16 protein-coding genes and 2 pseudogenes are annotated in these 21,712 nt (G+C 71.0%); 10 read left to right on the forward strand and 8 right to left on the reverse strand.

The features are described 5' to 3' along the window. Positions 1 to 12 precede the first annotated feature (12 nt). On the forward strand, positions 13 to 609 hold the full coding sequence (locus ABT342_RS13115) for a hypothetical protein (protein ID WP_351571602.1): 597 nt from the start codon (positions 13 to 15) through the stop codon (positions 607 to 609). Here ABT342_RS13115 and ABT342_RS13120 read toward each other — a convergent pair. From ABT342_RS13120 to ABT342_RS13130, 3 genes are all read right to left on the reverse strand, one after another. Further along, positions 606 to 5,444 (reverse strand): DNA repair ATPase, encoded by a 4,839-nt coding sequence (locus tag ABT342_RS13120; protein WP_351571443.1) that lies wholly within the window; start codon positions 5,442 to 5,444, stop codon positions 606 to 608. The genes ABT342_RS13115 and ABT342_RS13120 overlap by 4 nt on opposite strands. A 91-nt stretch (positions 5,445 to 5,535) precedes the next feature. Then, on the reverse strand, positions 5,536 to 7,542 hold the full coding sequence (locus ABT342_RS13125) for a flotillin family protein (RefSeq protein ID WP_351571446.1): 2,007 nt from the start codon (positions 7,540 to 7,542) through the stop codon (positions 5,536 to 5,538). A gap of 95 nt (positions 7,543 to 7,637) precedes the next feature. Further along, on the reverse strand, positions 7,638 to 8,111 hold the full coding sequence (locus ABT342_RS13130) for a hypothetical protein (protein ID WP_351571449.1): 474 nt from the start codon (positions 8,109 to 8,111) through the stop codon (positions 7,638 to 7,640). Positions 8,112 to 8,339: 228 nt separating this feature from the next. Here ABT342_RS13130 and ABT342_RS13135 point away from each other — a divergent pair, with 228 nt between their 5' ends. Together ABT342_RS13135 and ABT342_RS13140 are read left to right on the forward strand one after the other, a co-directional pair. Beyond that, entirely contained in the window at positions 8,340 to 9,401 is a 1,062-nt protein-coding gene (locus ABT342_RS13135; RefSeq protein WP_351571452.1) for a PucR family transcriptional regulator, read from the forward strand. 79 nt (positions 9,402 to 9,480) lie between these two features. Continuing rightward, positions 9,481 to 9,780, forward strand: a complete 300-nt coding sequence (locus ABT342_RS13140; protein WP_351571455.1) for a DUF3040 domain-containing protein — start codon at positions 9,481 to 9,483, stop codon at positions 9,778 to 9,780. On the opposite strand, the gene ABT342_RS13145 is transcribed toward ABT342_RS13140, so the two are convergent. Then, entirely contained in the window at positions 9,734 to 10,009 is a 276-nt protein-coding gene (locus ABT342_RS13145) for a hypothetical protein (RefSeq protein ID WP_351571458.1), read from the reverse strand. The genes ABT342_RS13140 and ABT342_RS13145 overlap by 47 nt on opposite strands. A gap of 151 nt (positions 10,010 to 10,160) precedes the next feature. On the opposite strand from ABT342_RS13145, the gene ABT342_RS13150 reads away from it, so the two are divergent. The 4 genes and pseudogenes from ABT342_RS13150 to ABT342_RS38225 form a co-directional block, all read left to right on the forward strand. Beyond that, a complete protein-coding gene (locus ABT342_RS13150) occupies positions 10,161 to 11,027 on the forward strand; it encodes an alpha/beta fold hydrolase (protein WP_351571460.1) in 867 nt (288 codons plus the stop codon). Between the two features lie 249 nt (positions 11,028 to 11,276). Continuing rightward, the gene (locus ABT342_RS13155) at positions 11,277 to 12,011 is read left to right on the forward strand and encodes a hypothetical protein (protein ID WP_351571463.1); all 735 of its coding nucleotides are present in this window, start codon (positions 11,277 to 11,279) and stop codon (positions 12,009 to 12,011) included. 109 nt (positions 12,012 to 12,120) lie between these two features. Further along, the gene (locus ABT342_RS13160; protein ID WP_351571605.1) at positions 12,121 to 13,983 is read left to right on the forward strand and encodes an NAD-binding protein; all 1,863 of its coding nucleotides are present in this window, start codon (positions 12,121 to 12,123) and stop codon (positions 13,981 to 13,983) included. A 160-nt stretch (positions 13,984 to 14,143) separates the two neighbouring features. Then, positions 14,144 to 14,260 (forward strand): annotated as a pseudogene (locus ABT342_RS38225) (universal stress protein); the annotation flags it as partial. 136 nt (positions 14,261 to 14,396) lie between these two features. Here the strand turns inward: ABT342_RS38225 and ABT342_RS13170 are convergent. Together ABT342_RS13170 and ABT342_RS13175 are read right to left on the reverse strand one after the other, a co-directional pair. Then, positions 14,397 to 14,963 (reverse strand): DM13 domain-containing protein, encoded by a 567-nt coding sequence (locus tag ABT342_RS13170; protein WP_351571467.1) that lies wholly within the window; start codon positions 14,961 to 14,963, stop codon positions 14,397 to 14,399. 176 nt (positions 14,964 to 15,139) lie between these two features. Further along, positions 15,140 to 15,322, reverse strand: coding sequence for a hypothetical protein (locus ABT342_RS13175; RefSeq protein ID WP_351571470.1), 183 nt, complete (start codon positions 15,320 to 15,322; stop codon positions 15,140 to 15,142). A gap of 19 nt (positions 15,323 to 15,341) precedes the next feature. Between ABT342_RS13175 and ABT342_RS13180 the strand changes: the two are divergent. Further along, a pseudogene (locus ABT342_RS13180) lies at positions 15,342 to 16,492 on the forward strand (IS3 family transposase); the annotation flags it as partial. Positions 16,493 to 16,532: 40 nt separating this feature from the next. Here ABT342_RS13180 and ABT342_RS13185 read toward each other — a convergent pair. Together ABT342_RS13185 and ABT342_RS13190 are read right to left on the reverse strand one after the other, a co-directional pair. Beyond that, positions 16,533 to 16,793: a hypothetical protein gene (locus ABT342_RS13185; RefSeq protein WP_351571473.1), complete on the reverse strand. Its 261-nt coding sequence runs from the start codon at positions 16,791 to 16,793 to the stop codon at positions 16,533 to 16,535. 1,092 nt (positions 16,794 to 17,885) lie between these two features. Further along, positions 17,886 to 18,734, reverse strand: coding sequence for a class I SAM-dependent methyltransferase (locus ABT342_RS13190; RefSeq protein ID WP_351571476.1), 849 nt, complete (start codon positions 18,732 to 18,734; stop codon positions 17,886 to 17,888). Between the two features lie 62 nt (positions 18,735 to 18,796). Here ABT342_RS13190 and ABT342_RS13195 point away from each other — a divergent pair, with 62 nt between their 5' ends. Together ABT342_RS13195 and ABT342_RS13200 are read left to right on the forward strand one after the other, a co-directional pair. Next, positions 18,797 to 20,644, forward strand: coding sequence for a S9 family peptidase (locus tag ABT342_RS13195; protein WP_351571479.1), 1,848 nt, complete (start codon positions 18,797 to 18,799; stop codon positions 20,642 to 20,644). Between the two features lie 155 nt (positions 20,645 to 20,799). Further along, positions 20,800 to 21,549, forward strand: coding sequence for an SURF1 family protein (locus ABT342_RS13200; RefSeq protein WP_351571482.1), 750 nt, complete (start codon positions 20,800 to 20,802; stop codon positions 21,547 to 21,549). Positions 21,550 to 21,712 lie beyond the last annotated feature (163 nt).

Consider the following 21,712-nt stretch of genomic DNA (forward strand, 5'->3'; position numbering starts at 1 on the left):
GCCCCGACCGCCATGCTTCTGGCCCGCCTCGGTCACCGGGTACTCCTCGTCGACCGGGCGACGTTCCCGAGCGACACGATCTCCACCCATCTGATCCATCCGCCCGGCCTGGCCGCGCTCGAACGCTGGGGACCGCTGGACCGAGTGGTCGGCACGGGCTGCCCCGCCATCGACACCTACGCGTTCGACCTGGGCCCCTTCGTCATCGCCGGGTCCCCTGCCGGGAGGGCTTCGACGTCTCCTACGCCCCGCGCCGCACGGTCCTGGGCAAGATCCTCGCCGACTCCGCCGCAGAGTCGGGCGCCGAGCTCCGAGAGGGATTCACCGTCGAGGAGATCCTGTTCGCCGGCGGGACGGTCATCGGAATCATGGGGCACGGCAAGGACGCCAGGACCGCCACCGCCCACGCCCACGCCCACGCCCACGCCCGGATCGTCGTCGGTGCGGACGGATCCACTCGACCGTCGCAAAGGCAACGGCCGCCACCAGCTACGCGGAGAAGCCGAAGAGCAACGCCTTGCCCGAGTGACGGCCGGCGTGACGCGGCCGGAGGAGTTCTTCGGACGCATGCAGGAACGCATGGAGCACCAGGCACCTCACGCTGCCTAGCGGGAAGCTTCTGCCGGTCCTGCCGCGTGCCTTCCCACGGGACGGGCGAGCAGATGGCGCGGGTCCGTCGCCCGGGTGATCGCCGTTTCGACGGCTGTGATGCGGTCGGCGAGCAGGCCGAGGGCGGCGACCGCCCGGCTCAGCGGGTCTTCTCCGGCGCCGCCGAGTGCCTGGGTCCGCAGGTAGGCGGTGGTGACCTCCGCCCAGCGGGCGGCCTGCGAGGTGGTGAGGGTTCCCCGCAGCTCGGCAAGCTTCAGGAGGTTGGTCTCGGCGTCGGTGGTGAGGGTCTGGGCTTCGGCGGTGTAGTGGTCGTCGATGACGGCGGCGAGTTCGGCGTCGTTCATGGCGGGTGAGATGCGGGCGGCGATCTTGTTCATGTTGCGGTACGAGCCCTGGAGTCGGAAGGGCGGTTCGGTGCGGGCGTCGTCGGACCGGGCGGCGGAGGCGATGTAGGCCGCGTTGACGGCGAGGACGGTCTCGCGGGCGGTCAGCAGGTGACGCAGGACGGCGAGGACGCGGTCGAGTTCGGCGGGGGCGTAGGGGTGGGTGAGCCGGTCGCGTCGTGCGGTGGGGTCATCCGTCGCCAGGCGGGTCAGGAGCTCCAGGTCGGCGCGGTCGCGGCCGGCGAGCGGGGCGAGGACGGGGTGGGAGGTGAGGGCGTTCTCGACGAAGCTCAGCGCGAAGGCGTCCTCCTTGCCGGTCAGCACATCGCCGAGGTTCCACACGTCGGCCCGGTTGGCGAGCATGTCCGGGACGCGGAAGAGCTGTCCGGACTCGGTGTAGGGGTTGCCGGCCATGCAGACGGCGAAGCGCTTGCCGCGCAGGTCGTGGCCGCCCAGTGTGCGGGTGGCGTCGCAGAGCGGGATGAACTTCTGCAGGAACTCCGGCGAGGTGTGCTGGATGTCGTCCACGTACAGCAGGACGTTGTTGCCCGCCGCGAGAGCGAAGGCGATCTTCTCCAGCTCCCGGCGGGCGGCGGCGTCCGGCGCTTCGGCGGGGTCGAGTGAGGTCGTTTCCTGTCCGAGGGCGGGACCGTCGACCTTGACGAGCAGCAGGCCGAGGCGGTCGGCGACGTACTCGATCAGGGTGGTCTTGCCGTAGCCGGGCGGGGACAGGAGCAGCAGCAGACCGTGGGAGTCGGTCCGCTTGGCGTCTCCTGCCGCGCCGAGCTGCTTGGCGAGGTTGTCGCCGATCAGGGGCAGGTAGACCTCGTCGACGAGGCGGTTGCGTACGAAGGACGACATGACCCGGGGCCGGTACTCGTCCACGCGCAGCCGTGCGCGCTCGGCCGTGACGAGCTCCGCCCGGTGCTGCTGGTAGGTGCGGAAGGCGGGCACGTCCACGTCGGCGAAGGCCCGCGTCCTGGTCAGGTACTCGTCAAGGCGTAGCTGCATAGCGCCCCGTGCCACGCGGGGGTGGGTGCCGAGGAGTCCGGTGACGGTCGCCGTGGTCGGGGCGCCCACCTCGTAGCGGTCGAGATCCGGGTGGAGTTCGACGGCCACGGCCTCGGCGAGTACGCCCTCGTCGAGCTGCTCGCCGGAGGCCGACGCGTACGAGGTGAGCCATGCCTCGACGAGCTGCCGGCGCGCGGCCGGCTCCGTGAGCGCGGCGAGGGTGTCGTCGTACGCGGAGTCGACGACGACGCGGCGGAATTTGTCCAGCAGTGCGTGCGCCTGGGCGGAGACGGCGAAGCCCGTGGGACCGGAGGCCAGCTCCGCGATCAGGTACGCGGCGGCGGTCTCGTCGCCGATCTCCCCGGCCAGCTCCCGCCGGAGTCCGTCCAGGGCCGAGGCCGAACCGAACAGGTCACGGGCCTGGGTCAGTGAGACCGCACGCCGGGTCCACTGCTCGCGGGCCGCCACGGTGGTGGAGTGGGCCCAGAACGTCTGGGCCGCCGCGCGCGCCTTCGCCGGGTGCCGGAGGAGTCCGGCACCCTCGTGGAGCCTGAGCACCGCCTCCAGGATCGCCGCCGCGTCGTGGTCGTGGACGCCGCGCTCGTAGCCCTCGTCGTAGGCGGCCTCGGCCGCCCGACGGGCGAGTTCGGCGATGTCCGCGCCGGCCAGACCTTCCGCGCCGTGTTCGGCCAGAAGGCGTGCGGCCAGGTGCTCGGCGCGGTAGACCTCGGACGACTCGGACGGCAGCGTCCGGTTCCAGTACGGCCGGGTCGCGGCGAACTCCGGGTCGGTGACGGGGGCGCGGTAGTCGGTTCCGGTCAGTGCGAAGGCGAGGGTGTCCTCGTACGGTACGAGCGTCAGTTCCGGGGCCTGCCGGTTGACGGCGAAGTGGTGCCGGCCGAGCCGGATGGTGTCGCCGCCGTCGGAGAACAGGTCGGTTCGGTCCCGCAGTGCGCGCCCGGCCTCCTGGCGGGCGGCTGCGAGCCTGCCGTCCAGCTCTTCCGCTCGTACCTGGTCCCCGAGTTCCCGCAGCTCCGCGGTGGTGCGCCGGACCTTGGCCACCATCGGGTCGGAGGCGAAGTACGTGTGCACCTCGTCGAGGTCGCCCAGGGTGGAGGCGCGCCGGGCGATCGCCTCGAGGACCCGGCCGGCAGACTCCACGAGACGCTCCGCGCGGCGGGCTCGGGCGTCCTGGAGGGACTGCTTGCGCGCCGTGAAGGCGTCGTAGATCTCGGTCCGCTTGTCGCCGGTGTCGGCCAGGAAGCCGTCGTGCTCGGCGAAGCGGGACTCCAGGTTCTCCAGCTGGAGCAGCAGGCGGCCGAGCTGGTCGTCGCAGCGCTCCGGGGTGTCCGCCGCCGCCAGTGCGCCGGTGACGGCCTGGCCGAGCAGGGCGAGCTCGGCGGCGAACTCCGCCCTGCCCTCCTGGTCGAGGAGGTCGGCGCGCCGGGAGACGAGGACGGCACGGGCGCGGTTGAGCGAGCCGAGGACGTCTCCGATCCGCTGCAGGATCGAGGTGCGTACGGTCGCGTCGCCGATATCGAGGCCCGCGATGATCTCGCTGAGCGTCCGCAGCCCAAGGGTGTGCTCGTCGAGCCGGTCTCCGACGGGGCCCGCCTCGGCGACGGTGGTCAGCTCCCCGGCCTCCGTGGCGAGTGTTTCTGCCTCCCTGTGGTGGCCGGTGAAGGCGTCCTCGCGCTGGAGGAACGCGACGGCCCGCTGCGCGGCCGAGGCGATGTCGGCCTCGACGTCCGCAGCGAGCGCGTCGATGCTCTCCGTGTCGGCGTACCGCATCTCCTTCAGGGTCACCAGGTGCCCTTGGGCCTGGCGCAGTTCGGTGATCCGCGCGATCCACTCCTCGGCCGTGGCGGGCGCCTCGCCCCGGATGCGCCGGACCAGCCGGGAGATCCGCTGGGCGCTCTCGGCCAGCGCGTCGGTCGCCTGCCGGGTGAGTGCGGTCACGGTCTCGAACTCGTCGAGGACCTGCGCGGCGGTGCCCCGCAGCTCGGCCAGCGGACCGTGCAGGTCTCCCGTCTCCGGGTCGCCCAGCCAGTGGTGAACGTCGGTGGCGCGCTCACAGGCGGCGGCCAGCGACTCGTACACCGCGCCGGCGGGCGTCAGCTCGACGGCCTGCCGGGCGATGGCGAGGCAGTCGGAGATTCCCCGGACGAGGTCCGCGTTGCCGATCCGGGCCAGCGGCCCCTCGCTCGGCGGCGTCACATGGGTGTCGGCCACGTACGGTGTCCGCCAGATCTGCGCCGGGTGCACGCGGCGGGGCTCCCCGTCCTCGGCGCGCAGCACGACCATCGTCCCGTCGTCGAGGAGCGCGTATCCGCGGCAGGAGACGGGGGTGGCGATCTCCTTGCGGATCAGGTTGTACGGGAGCAGCAGGCTTCGGCCGACCTCCTGGGCGTGGAAGACGAAGAGGATGTCCTCGCCGTTGGGGGAACGGATCGCCCGCTCGAACGTCAGCTCCGCCGAGTCCATGTCGAAGGTCTTCACCGTGCCGGAGGCGAGGCAGTAGCCGCCGGGGAACACGATGCCCTCGTCCTCCGGCAGCCGCAGACATGCCTGTCCGATGCCGTCGAGGCGGACCACGGTCCCGGTCAGGGTGTTGAAGACGAGATGGCGTCGGCTCTCCTCCTTGTACGGGCGGACGCGCACGACGATCAGAGCGCCCACCGTCGCGTACGCGACCTCCGCGTCGGCCAGGGACTGCAGGGGCTCGTCGACCGGTTCGCTGTGGATGCCTTCGCCGGTCTCGGTGTCGTTCTCCGTCTTCACCGTCAACGCCCCGCCGACCGTGGAGACGAAGAGTCGGCCGTCGAGCGAGATGTGCGGGTGCCGGCCCAGCACGTGGTCGTCGCGGGTCGTCTTCACCCAGTCGACGTCGTGGGAGGGAGGGGAGACGTGATCGCGCTCGCCCTGGGCGTCGAGGAAACGCATCTCGCCCGTCGGTCCGACGGACCAGCGCAGGACGCGGAGGTCGTCGGCCTGCTCTCCCGTCTGGAAGACCGCGAGGAGGCGGCCTTCCAGACGGCGCAGCCGCAGCAGGCGCGTCCCACGGAAGTAGCGGTGCAGGCCGGTGAACTCCCGTACGAAGTCCGGGTCGTCCAGGAGGCCGGGCACCGCGCCCTCAGGCAGCGGGTTCAACTCGCGGTCGTACAACGTGAAGACGTCGCCGACCAGGGTCTCGGCCCGCCCCGCAGTGGTCGTGTGGCGGCCGAAGAGCAGGATGTCGTCGCCGACGGCGACGATGTCCCGGGGCAGGCCGTTGCTCTCGGTGCGGATGCGGTCGGTGCCCGCGAGGGTCAGCTCGCCCGAACCGAACTCCGTGATCCGCGCCTGGTTGAGGGCATCGGCGCGCCGGGCCAGCTCACCGGCCTGCGCGACGAGGCGGTCGCGCAGCACCGCATACGTGTCCTGGTCGATTCCGGCGCTCATGTCGTTTCGCTCCCCTGTTCCGTGATGGTTGCGGGGCCGGTGCCGTCAACCCCCGTGTGTCGGCACCGGCCCCGCCGTGACCGCTGGACGGTCAGCTCTTGGCGGTGCCGTTGAGCGCTGTCTCGGCGCCTGCCGGGGCCGCTGTGTCCAGGACCCCGGACTTCATGACCTTCGCCAGCAGCGCGGACACGCTGAGGTTCTGCACGTCAGCGGTGGACAGCGAGCCGAGCACCTTGGTCAGGTCCTCGGTGAAGGACCCGTCTCCGCTCAGCCACGGGCCGGCGAGCGCCTGCGCGGTGTGCGAGTGCTCCATGAAGCCGTCGACGGACTTGCCGAGCGCAATCGACTGGACCAGGCGGTCGAGGAAGACCGACTCGCCGCCGACGATGTTGATGTCGGCGTTCTCCAGGCCGGTCGCGAGGACGGTCGCCTGTGCCTCTGCGACCTGACGCTGCACTTCGAGCCCGGCGAGCCGGATGTCCTTCTCCGCCTCCAGACGCAGCCGGTACTCCTCGTGCGTACGGGACGCCTCGTCGAGCGCGGCCATCGCGGCCGCCTTCTCGGTCAGACCGGCCGCCTCGGCCTTGAGCTTCTCGCCGATCGCGGTCGCCTCCGCCAGGGCCTTCTCACGGGTGCCGACGGCCTCGGCGCGCAGCCGCGCCTCGGTGGCCTCCGCCTCCGCGCGGCCGGCCTTCTCGACGACGTCGGCCTCCTTCTCCCGTACCTGCACGGCGGCCAGGCCCTCCGCGGCGCTTTCGGCCTGGATGCCCTCGGCGAGCCGGATCTTGGCGCGGGCATCCATGTCCGCGGCCTTGTTCCGGGCCTCGGCAAGGGTCAGCTCCTCCGCCGCACGGTGCACCGCCGCCTGCTCGGCCGCCTCTGCCGCCTTGATGTCCTTGACCAGCTTCTCCTGTGCCTCGGCCTCGGCGGCGATCACGATCGCCTGCCGGTTGCGCTCGGCCTCCTCCACTGCGCGCAGCCGCTTGATGGACTCCTCCTGCTCGGCGACCGTCCGGTCCACCGCAACTCGCTCACGGATCACCTCGGCGATGTCCCGGCGCTCGGCCTCGACCTCCTTCTCGGCGGAGATACGGGTGAGTTCGGTCTCCCGGTCCCGGGCGATGACCTCGAGCATCCGGTCCTTCTCGATCCGCTCGTTCTCGACGGCGATGACCCGCTCGCGGTTCTTCTGCGCCACGGCGACCTCACGAGCCTGGTTCTCGCGCTGGATGCCGAGCTGCTCCTCGGTCTTCAGGAAGGCGCTCTGCGCCCGCAGCCGCTCCTCCTCCACCACGCGGGCGGTCTCGGCCTCCTCCCGGGCGCGTACGGTGTCGATCTCGCGCTTCTGCTTGATCTCGGCATCCGCCTGGCGCCGCTCCAGCTCCAGGATCGCCTCGCGCGCGTCGACGTTCTGCCGGGTGATCTCCTTCTGCTCGTGCTGGCGGAACTCGTTGGTGCGGACGTTCTCGACAGCTGTCAGCTCGGTGATCTTCCGGATGCCCTGGGCGTCCAGGATGTTGCCCGGGTCGAGCTGGGAGAGCGGAGTCTGCTCCAGGTAGTCGATGGCGGCGTCTTCCAGGCTGTAGCCGTTGAGGTCGATGCCGATGATCTCGATGATCCGGAACCGCAGCTCCTCGCGCTTGGTGTACAGGTCGGTGAAGTCGAGCTGCTTGCCGACGGTCTTGAGCGCCTCGGAGAACTTGGCGTTGAACAGCTCCTGCAGCGTCTCCTTGTCGCTGGCCCGCGCGGTGCCGATGGCCTGGGCGACCTTGATGACGTCCTCGACCGTCTTGTTGACCCGGACGAAGAACGAGATCCGGATGTCGGCGCGGATGTTGTCCCGGCAGATCAGCCCGTCCCGGCCGGTCCGGCTGATCTCGATCGTCTTGACCGAGATGTCCATGAGCTCCGCCTTGTGCAGCACGGGCAGGACCACCTGGCCGGTGAAGGTGACGTCGACCTTCCGCATCTTGGAGACGATCAGGGCCTTGCCCTGCTCCACCTTCCGGAACAGCCGGGTGACGGCGAAGAGCAGAGCGACGGCGATGAGCAGGACAACGGCGACGGACACGCCGATGCCCGGGGTGATGGCATCCATGAGAAACCCCGTGTCGATGGAAGAAATGGGGAGCCGCAGGCTCGAGCGGCGGCGTTACGTGGGCGGCGCCCTACCGGCGGCGCGCCCGGGACGAGCTATCGGCCTCGTCGTACCGGCAAAGCGGAAGGGCACTGCCCAGAAGCAGTGGACCGGTCCCGTTCGGGCGGACCTGACAGACCCACGACGTCCTGCCGCGACAGCCCGGGTTCGTCGGGGTACAGCTTCGACAGCGGCCGTACGAACCGCCGCGTCACCAGCCAGGAGAGGAGCGGGGCCACCAGCAGCAGAGCCGTGGAGAGCAGGTGCGAAGGAACACCGGGCAAACCGACACGCGCCAGGAGCACCGAGCCGACCACGCTCAGAAGCCAGCCGACCACGATCGACAGGGTTACGGCCACGGAGACCGGCACTCCGTCGAGACGCAGGGCTTCGGCGTCCACGTCGGAGTCGAAGCCGTCGCGCTCCGCCGCACCGAACAGGACCAACAGCCAGAAGCCCGCGACGACGATCACAGCGGCGGTGAACAGCATCGCCGGGAAGCCGAATGCGGCGTTCGAGAGCTCGCGCATCGATCCCCCCCGTGATGTCTCGAAGTTTCCCGGTCCAGGCAGCGACTCGATGCCTGGACCCTCTCGCCAGACCATCCTGGCGCAGCAGAGACCGCACCGGCATTGCCGTGAACCGGCAGTCTTTGACACCTTCTTGATGCCAGAGACGCCCCCAGAGAGCGACATGCCACTCTTGGACCGCGCGCGTCAGGAACTCGTCAAAGGCGCGACAGGAAACCAGGAGGGGCCGTGACGGAGCGAGACACCGCCGAGCAGTATCTGGAGGGGTATGCCGAGATCCTGTCGAGTGTGTGCGCGACACGCCGCAGACTCACACGCGACGAGCTGGACGCGCTGCGGTCCCGCGGGGAGCGGGCCGCGGAGGCCGGCATCGGGCTGCGGAGCCTTGTCCGGGCCCACCTCTCCGCCGCTGAGCGTGTCCAGCCCGAGCTGCCGCATGCGGCCGCCGCCCATCTCCTGAGCGCCGTCGGGCAGGCCGTGGACGCCTTCGCCGAGGGCCACGACCGGGCACAACACCTGGCGATGCGCCAGGAGGAGGCCGCACGACGCGAGTTCATCGACGATCTCCTCTATGGCCGCAGCGACCTCGGCAGGCTCGCCGAACGGGCGGAGCGTTTCGGACTGCTCCTCTCGCACGCCCACGCGGTGGCCGTCGCGCAGGGCCCGGAGCCGTACGACGACGGCTACGCGGTCACCCGCGCCGTCGAGTCCTCGCTCGTCGCCCGCTTCGGCAACCGCCGCATCCTGCTCACCACCAAGGACGGCCGACTCATCTGCGTCGCCCCGGCCGACGAACCCGAGGTACTGGCCTACTTCGCGAAGCAGGCGTACGCCGCCACCGACGGGGGTCAGGTCGCCATCGGCCGATCCCACCCCGGCGCCGGCGGCGTCGTCCACTCCTACGAAGAAGCCCTCAACGCCCTCGACCTCGCCTCCCGCATGGACCTCAACGACCCGGTCCTGCACGCCGCCGACCTGCTCGTCTACCCCGTCCTGACCCGCGACCGGCAGGCCATGGCCGACCTCGTACGCACCGTGCTCGGCCCGCTCCAGCAAGCACGCGGCGGCGCCCAGCCGCTCCTGGACACCCTCACCGCGTACTTCGACACCGGCTGCGTCACCGCCCAGGCGGCCCGCCGCCTGAACCTCAGCGTGCGGGCCATGACGTACCGTCTCGACCGCATCCAAGGCCTGACAGGCGCCGACCCCGGCGATCCCGTCCAGCGCTACGCCCTCCAGACCGCCGTCATCGGCGCCCGCCTCCTCAGGTGGCCCGAGCAGGATCTGTGACCGCTCAACGCGTCGAGGCGGCACCGGACGGGCACACTGACGGTAGGACTTCCCGCAGCGGCAGGTGGAGGGGGTCACGATGAGTCACCCCGCAGATGACGAGCGCATCCTTGCCGCCATGGAGCGGGGGCTCACACACGACGATCCCGCCCTCAGCGCCAGGATGGAGACGCTGAACCAGCAGTTCCCCGGGCAGCCGGAGCGCCCCGCAAAGGCTTGTTCACGGCGCGACCCACGACTTGTGACAGCGGCCGTTCTGGCCGTCATCGCAGTGCTGGCGCTCATCCTGACAGCCGCCCTCAACACAACACCCGCGCCACCCGACGGGGAGGTCACCCGGCCGGCGGCGCATTCCGCCGTGGTGGCCCCGGACCGGTGATCGACTTCAGCGACGCTTCGCCCGCGAGGAACGTGAAGGTCTCCGCGACGACGGTCGTGCCCGTGGCCCGGCTGAGGCTCGCGGCCACAGCCGCACAGAGAAGAAGCGCCGGCATCATGCGGCGCCACCGAGGCAGGCGGGTCAGCTGCCAGACCCGCACGGCGATGACGGTGTTGAACGTCAGGAAGGCGAGTGCCCACAAGACGAGCAGGACGAGGGTGAGGGGCATGGTGGCTGCTTCCGGGCAGGCGGAGACTGTGCCGACCAGGCTTCCCGGCTCACCTGCGGTGGATCCTGTCGGTCACGGCAGCTCGGCGAACGCCTCCGCCGCTGTCCTGCCCGTGACCGCGGTCCCGAGTACGCGGTTCTACGATGCCGCGATGCGATCGATCTACCGTAGCCCGGCCGCTCACGACCGCGTACGCGCCTGGTGCGAGAAGCGCCTCGACGCGTGGCCGGTGCCCCACTCCCGCTCGTGTGTCGACACCTCCGCGGGGGTCACCCATGTGACGACGGTGGGGTCCGCCCCGGCAACAGGGACTCCGGGCATCGTCCTCGTACCGGGAACGAACATGAACGCAGCCGTCTCCCTGGACACACTGGAGTCGCTGTCAGCTGTCGGTCAGGTCGTCGCGCTGGACGTGCCGGGGCAGCCCGGTCTGAGTGCCGCTGCTCGGCCCGGGCGCGACCGTACGGCCTGGTACGGGCGCTGGCTGACGGAGGTCATGGACCGGGTCGCGCCCCAGGGCGCGGTGGTCGTGGGACATTCGCTGGGTGGCGCGATCGCGCTCACCTGCCGATCGGAGCGCATCACGGCCCGCGTGCTGGTGTCGCCGGCGGGGCTGGTCAGGCTGCGGGTCGGCCCCGCCGTCCTCGGGGCGACCCTTCCGTGGTTGCTGCGTCCGAACGTTCCCAACGCCGAGCGACTCCTACGGCACATGGTTTCCCCCGGTACCGAGCCGCCGCGCGCCCTGGCCGACTGGATGGCGCTCGTGGGCGCGTCCTGCCGCAGCAGCCTCGCGCCCCCGCCGCTGCCTCGGTCCGTCCTGACGGCCGCCCGGACGACTCCGGCCTTCGTGATCGTGGGAAGGCACGACGCCTTCCTGCCCGCGTCTGCGCTGCGTCGCGTCGCGGGACTCCGCCTCGGCACCGACCTGCTCGTGATCGGCGACGCGGGGCACCTGGTCCTGGAAGAGGCAGCGGGTCGGATCGCTCTGATCGTATCGGAGGCTCTGGGCGCGCGTTAGCGGCATCAAGAGCGAGTAAAGAACTGCCGGACTCCGGCAGTGAACTCCTGTGCGGTTCGGTGGCAACATCTGTCGACGGCGGACGCAGGCGCGCAGCCGACGCCGAGGCCGACGCCGAGAGAGAAGAGTTCCCTCAGCGGCGAAGGGCGGAAGGCAGGGGACGGCGCTACAAGCGGCTGCCGGCAATGCCACTGTGGCTGGGGCCAACTGCGGCCCCGCGTGCACCTCGAACGATTGGGCGGTCCGGCCGTGACATGGGCTCCGCGACGCGGCAAGTCGTACGACAGACTGCAGCTGCGCGTTCGGGCCGCTCTCATCGGACTCGCCGGAGCGGCAGCCCTCGTCGCGGCCACGCTGCTGTTCGCCCGACTCCCCCACGCGGTGGGCGAGGAGCGTGCGTTCCGGGTGGCGAGCGAGTGCCGTGGGGCGGTCACGGGAGACTGCCTCCGAGCAGCCTGGTTCACCGTCGATTCCGTTCGAGTGCACCGTGGCAAGAGCCCGGGAGGCCGGGTGGAGGTGTCCGGCCCCGACGCGGCCGCCGGGGAGGTGACGTTGAGCGGCGTCAGCGACTTCCTGGACCAGTTGCGCCCGGGCGATCGGGTCGCGGGCACGATCTGGCGGGGCGAGGTCATCGCGCTCTGGGAAGGTGAGGCCGGGCAGCGAACCGACGCCTATCCGGAAGGTGCCGCGCAGTTCTCGGCCGGGGGCGGCGTCATCCTCCTCCTGGGCGGCGGGTGGGGCGTCCACGCGTCGAGGTGGCACCTTCGGCACCGCGAGACCGCCGCACACCGCCGGAGGCCGCATCCGCTCGCCAGGAGCGGCTGGGCCGTGGCCGGCCTGAGCGCTTGGACGTTCCTGCTGTTGCTCGTCCTCGACGGGTGGGACCCGGCCATCGGGACGTTCATCGCCATATGGGCCCCCACCAGCCTGGCAACCGTCGCGTTTCTGGTCCACGGTGGCCGACGAGGCCGCTCGCGTCGGTGACGACAGTCAGCGATCAGCCGCCGCATTCACGCATCTCTACGACGCCGCAGGGGGAGACATGACGGCGCTGCCGCACCAGGAAGACGTACAGGCGCATGCCGGGGGACACATGGTGGTCTGCGGCGACGACGGGCTCGCCCGCCGGCTGGCCGACGAGCTGCGGGAGGTCTACCGGCAGCGGGTCGTCCTGGTCGTCACTGAGGCAGGGGACGAGGAGCGGACCGTCGAGCCGGTCGCGGAGCCGTCGGGTACGACGAGCGGCGGCACGATCGTCCCCGTTGACGTGAGAACCGCGCCGGCCCCCACACGGGAGGCACTGCTCCGGGCCGGAGTGGACCGTGCGGAGGCGCTGGCGCTGCTGTACGAGGACGACGAGACCAACCTGCGTGCCGCGCTCGCCGCCCGCCGCCTCAGCCCCGGGCTGCGGCTCGTCGTCCGCATGTACAACCGCAAGCTCGGCCAGTACCTGGAGGAGCTGCTCGACCAGGCGGTGCTCGTACGCTCCCCCGGCATGGAACGGGCTGTCCTCGACGCCTCGACGACCGTCCTGTCCGACGCCGACACCGCGGCCCCCGCGCTCGCCGCCACCGCCGTCGCCGGCACGAGCAAGGTCGTCCAGGCCGACGGCGTCCTGCTGCGTGCCGCCGAGCGCACTCCGCCCGGGCGCGGCGAGGCGCCGGAAGGCGGCCTGTGTACCCTGGCGCTGCTGTCGTCCACGACGGCCGACCCGGCGGGTGCCGAAGGATCGGAGGCCAGCGGACCGCAAGGCCCCGTCCTCCTGCCGGACGACCGGGCCGTGGCGGGCAGCACCGGGCGCGGCAGCGTCGTCCTGGAAGCCGTCCAGTACGCCGGTCCCGCCCTGCCCGCGCGACGCCTTGCCCGCCGTGGGGCGCCGTTGCGCGAACTCTTCTCCAGCCGACTGCGCTGGGCGCTCGCCGGCGTGGTCGCCTCCGTACTCGCCCTGACCCTCACCACCACCGCACTTACCGACGCCGACCCTGTGCACGCCGCGTACATCACGCTGCTCGACCTGTTCGCGATCAACGACCCCGCGCTCGACGCGCCGCCGACGAACCAGATCCTCCAGCTCTTGTCCGGCCTCGTCGGCCTCGCCCTGCTCCCGCTCCTCGTCGCGGCAGCGCTGGAAGCACTGGGCACGTTCCGCGCCGCCGGATCGCTGCGGCGGCCGCCCCGAGGGCTGTCCGGACACGTCGTCCTGCTCGGCCTCGGGAAGGTCGGCACCCGTGTCCTCGCCCGGCTGCGGGACCTCGACATCCCTGTCGTCTGCGTCGAGGAGGACCCCGACGCCCGCGGTATCCCCCTCGCCCGCGGCCTGAACGTGCCGGTCGTTCTCGGAGATGTCACCGACGAAGGTGTCCTGGAGTCGGCGAAGGTCCACCGGGCGCACGCCCTGCTCGCCCTCACCAGCTCCGACACCACCAACCTGGAGGCCGCCCTCTACGCCCGTACCGTGAAGGCCGATCTGCGCGTGGCCCTGCGGCTGTACGACGACGAGTTCGCCACTGCCGTCTACCGCACGCTGCGGACCGCCCACCCGGGGGCCCTCACGCGCAGCCGCAGCGTCACCCACCTCGCGGCACCCCCGTTCGCCGGGGCCATGATGGGGCGCCAGATCCTCGGTGCGATCCCGGTCGAACGAAAGGTCCTCGTCTTCGCCGCCCTCCTTGTCGCCGGACACCCCCAGTTCGAGGGCCGCACCGTCGCCGAGTCCTTCCGCCCCGGTGCCTGGCGCGTCCTCGCCCTTGACACCGCCTCCCCCGGCTCACGCCGTCCCGACCTCGCCTCCACCCGACACGACGGTGAGCAGCCCCAGCTGCTGTGGGACCTGCACCCCGGCTACGTGCTGCGACCGGAGGACCGCGTCGTCATCGCCGCAACCCGCCGCGGCCTCGCCGAACTGCTGGGGCGACGCCACGCGAGTGCCCCCTCGGACGCGCAATCCGCGGGCTGATCGACGGAGGTCTGGAAATCACCCTTCGACTCCTTCGTGTCGGCGGGAGGCGACTCCGGCCATCAGCCTCCCGGATGGAGCGACGGTCCGGGTGGGCGCTCTCTGGGGAGATTCGCGGCTTTCGAAGGGCCTCGTCGGCCATCGAAGGGAGTGACCTGAGATGCGGGCCGAAGCAGGTGGGAGACGGGTCGTCGTGGGCATCGACGGCTCCCCGGCCTCCTTTGCGGCTCTGCGCTGGGCGGTGGACTACGCGCGGATGGCCGGAGCGGGCGTCGTGTCCCGCCGTCCTTCTCCGTGCGCCGGAGGACAGCCACGACACCCCTGTGGCGGCGTAGGCCGGCAGCACAGTCAGGGACACGCAGTAGCTGGGAGACCGAACGCCCGACATCACCGAGCTCCAGCGGCTTTCCGTGCTATGCCAGCTTGGCCGCGCCGAAGGAGACGTCGAAGCGGTCGCACCAGATCGCGACACTGGTGAGGCCGGACAGGTCGGTGCCCGCGGGGACGGCGTAGTTCTGGTCTCCCTTGTTGCCCTTGAGCTTGCCGAGACTGACGTACTTCCCGTCGTCGAAGACGTGCCAGCCCGCGTTGCCTTCCAAGACCGGGGCGTCGGTCAGCCAGACGCGCAGGTCGGGACCGTTGCTGGTGTCCAGGTTCTCCAGCCTCACCGTGTGCGAGCCGTCGGGCAGCCGGATGAGCTTCACCGTCCCGGTGGTCTGGTGCTCGTGGCTGATCAGGGAACCCTGAGCGACGGTCCGCGGCCCCTCCTCCGTCGGAGACGAGGACGTGGACGGGAGCACGGACGTCGTCGGCTCCGGCCCTGCCGCGGTCGGAGCCACACCCGGAAGCGCTTCCTCGACTGTCTCGTCCTGCCACAGCTTCCACGGCTGGAACCAGTAGAGCCCGACGCCCGCGAGGACGATCGCCACGATCAGCCCGCCCGCCAACAGCGGACCGCGCCGACTGCCACCCCGACCCATGTTCATTTCCTTCCGCATCGAACTTTGCCGCCCACATTGAACGATGCCGGGCGCGCGGGTGGCCACGCCTCGGCATGTGACAAGAGTCTTACCTTTATCCGTACGACCACGCTGGGACGGGAGGCAAGACGACGTAGTCCACTGCGACCTGCCCCGCGTGACGGCCTTCGCCCTCATCACGTGGCGAGGAGGCGGTCCAGAACGCGCACCGGCGAGCGCGGGCACATCAGGCGGCGGGCGTCGAGGGCCGTCTCCCACTGGTCGGTCAGGCCGGCGAGGAGGCGGCGGCGCATGCCGGAGGTCACGTGCGCGTAGCGGGCCGAGACCGAGCCGTCGAGATGGCCCATCCGATCGTCCATGAGGACCTTCTCCGTGCCGAGGTCCTCCATGATGCAGTACGAGATCGATGCCGGGCAGGTGGCGGGCGTGAGTACGGACGAGCGGGAGGAACTGCGCAGGCTGCGGGCGGAGAGCAAGCGCCTGCGTGAGGTCAACGAGGTGCTGAAGTCCGCGACGATTTTCTTCGCGGTGGAGCTCGACCCCCGCAACCGCTGATCGTGGCCTTCGCTGATCAGATGCGGGCCAGCGGGTATGCCGTCGAGTCGATCCTCACCGCCCTGAGACAGGCAGGGCTGAGGATCCCGGCACGACCCTTGCGGGCCTGGTGTGCCCCGGCCAGCCCGTCCAATGTGGCCGCGGCCCGAACGGTGACTGACGCCCTGGTCGAGGCCGCTGTCCGCCAGCTGGCCTTCACCACCAACGGCGCCGGTGAACGTGTGCTGGCTCCCGAGGGGCTTTATGGCCGACGCAAAATGCTGGCTCTCATCCGCCGCACTCTCCTGCCCGAGGCCGGCTTCGGCGCCGTCGACCGGGCCATGCGCTCCCTCGGCCTCAACGGCGTGGTCCGCGGGCGAAGACCCAGAACCACGATCCCCAACCCGGGCGACGCACGGGCCCCGGATCTGCTGGACCGCGACTTCACGGCCCCCGCACCCAACCGGAAATGGATCACCGACTTCACCTACGTCCGCACATATCAGTCGTTCACCTACGTCGCGTTCATCGTCGACTGCTTCTCCCAGAAGATCGTGAGCTGGCACGCCTCGGTCAAACGGGACGTGGAGCTGGTCGACGTGCCTTTACGGATGGCGATGTGGCGTCGCACCCACGAGGGCAACCCCGTGGGACGCGACCAGCTCATCCACCACTCGGATGCCGGGTCGCAATATACGAGTGTGCGCTTCACCGAGCACCTGAGCATCGAGGGCATCCGCCCCTCGATCGGCAGCGTCGGAGACGCGTATGACAACGCGCTGATGGAGACGATCAACGGCCTCTACAAGGCCGAATGTATACGCACCCAGGTCTTCCACGACGGCCCCTGGAGGACGGTCTCGGACGTCGAGTACGCCACCGCCTCGTGGGTCGAGTGGTACAACAACCGCCGTCTGCACGGGAGTCTGGGCATGATCAGCCCCACCGAGTTCGAGGCAGCCCACTACGCTGACACAAAACCAGGAGCCGACTGATCACCGGCCAACAAACCACCGGCAGGAAAGTCAGAACGGTTCAGCCAAGCCAGTGGCGCCAACGGGCCGCCGGCGGCTCGCAGCGTCCGGAGGCAACCATGTCCTGGTAGGCGCGTTCGCCCAATTCGTCCCACGTCACTTCCTCCCCGTTCTCGGGGAGGGGTTGTCCGTCAGCATCGGAGAAGGCGGAGAAGGCGACGTCACAGTCGGGAGGACGGACGGTCTGAGCGGCGTACCACCCGACCGCGATGACGGCGACGCTGCAGGCCAGCAGTATCCGGGCACGAGGGTTGCGTTTCACCGGCCGCATCGTAGGACAGTCGTTCGACTCCCTCTGGGGTCACCCCGCCTGGCCGGTTCACTCGGGCCCGGTTCCCGACCGTGGTCGACTTCGTCCAGAAACGTCGCCGGACTGCCACCAACCCGAAGGGCCCGTCGGCCGACGGTGGATTGGGCCAGAGAGGTGGAGAACACGCGGGTGTCCGCGTCCGTGTCGATCAGACCGATCAGGATCGGGTCGGGGCCGGGCGAGGCACCGGTCTCGGCGCGGAGGCGGTAGCGGTGGGTGGTCAACGCGTTCTTGGCCAGCGGGGTGCCGCCCTTGTGGAACGTGTACGGGAGGGTGTCGTTGGCGACGCGCGGCCTCGTCGGACGCCAGGTCCCGGTCCACCTGGTCCCAGTGTTCCAGGGTGTAGCCGGGTTGGGCCGAACCGCCCGGCATTGCCTCCATCTGGAAGGCGAGCAGGAGGTGTCGGCAGGAGCGGGTGTTGCCGTTGCGGAGGGTGACGGTGAACTCCCGTGCAGGGCCACCGGGCTTCAGGGTGAGCCCCCTGCCGGACGGTGCGAAGATCACCGGCCGCCAGGGAGACCAGTACGAGGTGAGCGTCAGCATGCCGTTCGACTCGGACGGCTTCTCCGGACGCCAGTGCCCCGAGTGCTCGATGCTCTTCCGCCTCAACGCGAGCCATGGAAGCGGCGCGAGCCATGGGAGCGCAAATAGCACATCAGGGACTTACTCAGATGCTCCGCAAGGCGCGGAGCCCGGCACGGCGCGGACAGGCTTCGATCTCGTTCCGCAGTCGCCCCCCTTATCCCCGCCCCCTGCCCGGGATCGACGAGGAACGCCTCGCCCGTACGCGGACGCGCGCAGGGTGCGAGATCCGGTACGGCGTCTTCGGCGAGCACCGCTACTGCCCGGCCTGTGGTCGACTGCCGGCGGCCAGCGTCGCCCTACAGGCGGAGACTGCCCGGCTCGGCGCACTGGCTTCGCTCCCCGACGAAACCAAGGCCGCACTGCTCGAGCAGGGCGTCTTCACCCGTAGCTGGGTGGATACCGTCGAAAACGTCGTAGGCGTCGTGGAGGCGCTCAGGTCCTCGGTCTTCCATGAACGGGTCACAGATGCGGCGGCGACTGCGACGGCTTCGTCGCCTTGAGCGAGTACATCAGCGGGATCCGGGGCCGGTCGGCCGGGAAGCGGTAGTAGCCGTCCTCGTGGCGCCTGAGCGTGCCGAAGCGCTCGAAGAGGGATACGTCGTGCTCGTGCAGGAACTCGATGCGCAGGCCCGCGGCGGCGATCGCGGAGACGACCTCGCCCACCGGGTGCTGCCATTCGACGCTGCGGTTGTGGACGGTGGGGGCGTCGAAGTCGGCGTACGTGCCCGGGGTCTCGTCGACCCAGGCGTCGCGGGCGAAGTAGTCGTACGTGACCCGCGAGCCGGTCGCGTCGTCGAGGCTGTCGGTCAACGGGTGGAACTCGGCCACGTACAGGAAGCCGCCCGGGGCGACCAGCGCCGCGGCGGTCTCGGCCCAGCGGGGGATGTCGGGGAGCCAGTTCAGCGCGCCGACACCGGTGTAGACGATGTCGTACGAGGAGTCGGGGACCGCCTCGGCGGCGTCGTAGACGTCAGCGGTGACGAACGCGGCCCGGTCGGGGGCGAGATGCAGTTCGGCGGCGAGGGAACGGGCCGCGTCGACGGCCGGTTCGGAGAAGTCGAGACCGACGACGTGGGAAGCGCCGCGGCGGGCCCAGGAGAGGGTGTCCAGGCCTATATGGCACTGGAGGTGCAGCAGGGAACGGCCGGTGACGTCGCCTATCTCGGCCGCTTCGAAGTCGCGCAGCGAGTCCTCGCCGGCGCGGAAGGCCGCCAGGTCGTAGAAGTCGCCCGCGATATGGATCGGGACCCGTTCGTCCCAGCGGGAACGGTTGGTCTCACGCCAGTCGGACGGGGACGCGGAGTACATGCCACAGAAGTTATCCACAGGCTGCGGACGACGCGAACGGATTGTTGGCGGGGCAGCGCAGAATGGGGGGCATGACTGAGATCACCGAGTCCGCCGGGGCGGACGTGCGACCGTCCGCGCCGGACCACGCCGCGGACATGCCGGCCTGGGAGCAGCGGTTCCGTGCGCCGCGCGTCTCGCTGCCCGACTGGGCGGAGGACGCCCCGGACCGCTCGCTGTTCGTGTCGAACGCGACGGGGACGTACGAGCTGTACGCGTGGGACCGCGCGACCGGCGAGCAGCGCCAGGTCACCGACCGGCCGAACGGCACGACGGATGGCGTGCTCACGCCCGACGGCGAGTGGATCTGGTGGTTCTCCGATACGGACGGGGACGAGTTCGGGGTCTGGCTGCGGCAGCCCTTCGCCGGGGGCGCGGACGAGCCCGCCGTCCCCGGGCTCGACGCCTCGTACGGCGCGGGGCTCGCTCTCGGGCGGGACGGCACGGCGGTGGTGGGCCGGTCGACGGACGAAGACGGCACGACGATCCATGTCGTGGCGCCGGGCGGCGGCGGTCCGGTGGAGATCTACCGGCACCGGGAGTCCGCCGGTGTGGGCGACCTCTCCCACGACGGGACGCTGATCGCGATCGAGCACACCGAGCACGGCGACGCGATGCACTCGGCGCTGCGCGTCGTCCGGACCGACGGGACGCGGGTGGCCGAGCTGGACGACACCAAGGGCGGCTCGGTGGAGCTGGGTCTTGAGGTGCTCGGCTTCGCGCCGGTGGACGGGGACACGCGGCTGCTGGTGGGGCATCAGCGGCGTGGCCGCTGGGAGCCGATGCTGTGGGACGTGGCGTCCGGCGAGGAGACGGACCTGGGGATCGAGCTCCCGGGCGACGTGAGCGCCGAGTGGTATCCGGACGGGTCGGCACTGCTGATCGCGCACAGCTTCGAGGCGCGGAGCGAGCTGTGGCGGTTCGATCCGGCGACGCGCGAGCTGGCCCGGGTGGAGACCCCGGCGGGGACGGTCTCGGGTGCGACGGCCAGGCCGGACGGCACGGTGGAGTATGTGTGGTCGTCCGCCGCGCACCCGCCCAAGGTCCGCTCGACGGCGGGCCGTGAGGTGCTGGACCCTCCCGGGATGAAGGCGCCCGGGTCGGTGGGTGTGGAGGACCTGTGGGTGGACGGGCCCGCGGGCCGGGTGCACGCCCTGGTGCAGCGGCCGGGGGGAGAGGGGCCGTTCCCGACGGTCTTCGAGATCCACGGCGGCCCCACCTGGCACGACAGCGACGCGTTCGCGGCCGGTCCCGCGGCCTGGGTGGACCACGGCTACGCGGTGGTCCGGGTCAACTACCGGGGCTCGACCGGGTACGGGCGGGAGTGGACGGACGCGCTCAAGCACCGGGTCGGGCTGATCGAGCTGGAGGACATCGCGGCGGTGCGTGAATGGGCGGTGGCCTCCGGGCTCGCCGACCCCGCGAAGCTGGTGCTGGCGGGCGGCTCGTGGGGCGGCTATCTGACCCTGCTCGGGCTGGGCACGCAGCCGGACGCGTGGGCGCTGGGTCTGGCCTCGGTGCCGGTCGCGGACTACGTCACGGCGTACCACGACGAGATGGAGGCCCTGAAGGCGATGGACCGCACGCTGCTGGGCGGCACGCCGGAGGAGGTTCCCGAGCGGTACGAGGCGTCGTCGCCGTTGACGTACGTGGACGCGGTGAAGGCGCCCGTCTACATCTCCGCCGGCGTCAACGACCCGCGCTGCCCGATCCGCCAGGTCGAGAACTACGTGGACCGGCTGGCGGCGCGGGGCGCGGTGCACGAGGTGTACCGGTACGACGCGGGGCACGGCTCGCTGGTGGTGGACGAGCGGATCAAGCAGGTCCGGCTGGAGCTGGACTTCGCCGAGCGGCATCTCGGCCGGGACTGACCCGGCGGGGCCGGCGCGCCGGGGCCAGGAGGCGGCCGGGACCGGGTCGGCGGCGGCCGGTGTGGCCGGGACCGGGGCCCGGGAGGCCGTCGTCCCGGGGCCCGGGGGCGGGACCCGGGGGGAGGAAGGGAGGTGGCATTCCGTACCGTGGGGGTGTGTACCGGTTCCTGCTGACGCCCCGATGGTGGGGGATCAATCTCTTCCTCGTGCTCGGCATCCCCTTCTGCATCTTCATGGGGATCTGGCAGCTCGGCCGGTTCGAGGACCGGGTCGAGACGCACCGGGAGGCCGAGCAGCGGCCGGACCCCGGTTCGCGGTCCGCCGAGCCGCTGGACGAGCTGCTGCCCGTCGACAAGGAGACCTCGGGTCGGCCCGCGACGGCGAGCGGGCGGTACGGGGAGCAGTTCCTCGTACCGGACCGGCAGCTGGACGGGAAGCGCGGCGCGTACGTGCTGACGCTGCTGCGCACCGACAGCGGCAAGGCGCTGCCCGTTGTGCGCGGCTGGCTGCCCGCCGGGGCGAAGGCCCCGGCAGCGCCCACTGGTGAGGTGACGGTGACCGGCGCGTTGCAGGCCTCCGAGAACACGAGCACGGACGGGGTGAACGCGGCGGGCGGACTGCCGCGCGGGCAGCTGGGGATGATCAGCGCGGCGTCGCTGGTGAACCTGGTGCCGGATGACGTGTACGACGCGTGGATCACGCTGAGCGTGGCGTCGGACGGGATGAAGCCCGTCCCGGCCGCGGCGCCGCAGGGCAGCACGCTGGATCTGAAGGCGTTTCAGAACCTCGGGTACACGCTGGAGTGGTTCGCCTTCGCGGGCTTCGTGCTGTTCATGTGGTTCCGCTTCGTCCGCCGCGAAGCGGAGGCGGCGAAGGACGAGGCCCTGGGTCTGGACCCGGCCTAGGTCCTGGCCGGTACGCCGCCAGGAACCGGGCCGGACCGCCGGGCTGGGCGGGCCGTGCTGACCGTCGGGCTGGGCGGGCCGTGCTGACCGTCGGCCTGGCGGCACGGACGCGGGCGACTCCTGGAGGAAGTCCGAGGCTCCGCCGTTCCGGAGCGGAGCCTCC

This window comes from Streptomyces sp. NPDC000410 (genome assembly GCF_040300305.1).
Classification (GTDB): Bacteria; Actinomycetota; Actinomycetes; order Streptomycetales; family Streptomycetaceae; genus Streptomyces.

What these genes read in the sequence shown, in the direction of transcription:
- ABT342_RS13140 (WP_351571455.1), top strand. Translation starts at nt 9,481, where the DNA reads ATGAGTCACCCCGCAGATGACGAGCGCATCCTTGCCGCCATGGAGCGG.
- ABT342_RS13150 (WP_351571460.1), top strand. Translation starts at nt 10,161, where the DNA reads ATGCGATCGATCTACCGTAGCCCGGCCGCTCACGACCGCGTACGCGCC.
- ABT342_RS13160 (WP_351571605.1), top strand. Translation starts at nt 12,121, where the DNA reads ATGGTGGTCTGCGGCGACGACGGGCTCGCCCGCCGGCTGGCCGACGAG.
- ABT342_RS13195 (WP_351571479.1), top strand. Translation starts at nt 18,797, where the DNA reads ATGGGGGGCATGACTGAGATCACCGAGTCCGCCGGGGCGGACGTGCGA.
- ABT342_RS13120 (WP_351571443.1), bottom strand. Translation starts at nt 5,444, where the DNA reads ATGAGCGCCGGAATCGACCAGGACACGTATGCGGTGCTGCGCGACCGC.
- ABT342_RS13175 (WP_351571470.1), bottom strand. Translation starts at nt 15,322, where the DNA reads ATGGACGATCGGATGGGCCATCTCGACGGCTCGGTCTCGGCCCGCTAC.
- ABT342_RS13115 (WP_351571602.1), top strand. Translation starts at nt 13, where the DNA reads ATGCTTCTGGCCCGCCTCGGTCACCGGGTACTCCTCGTCGACCGGGCG.
- ABT342_RS13130 (WP_351571449.1), bottom strand. Translation starts at nt 8,111, where the DNA reads ATGCGCGAGCTCTCGAACGCCGCATTCGGCTTCCCGGCGATGCTGTTC.
- ABT342_RS13145 (WP_351571458.1), bottom strand. Translation starts at nt 10,009, where the DNA reads ATGCCCCTCACCCTCGTCCTGCTCGTCTTGTGGGCACTCGCCTTCCTG.
- ABT342_RS13125 (WP_351571446.1), bottom strand. Translation starts at nt 7,542, where the DNA reads ATGGATGCCATCACCCCGGGCATCGGCGTGTCCGTCGCCGTTGTCCTG.
- ABT342_RS13170 (WP_351571467.1), bottom strand. Translation starts at nt 14,963, where the DNA reads ATGGGTCGGGGTGGCAGTCGGCGCGGTCCGCTGTTGGCGGGCGGGCTG.
- ABT342_RS13190 (WP_351571476.1), bottom strand. Translation starts at nt 18,734, where the DNA reads ATGTACTCCGCGTCCCCGTCCGACTGGCGTGAGACCAACCGTTCCCGC.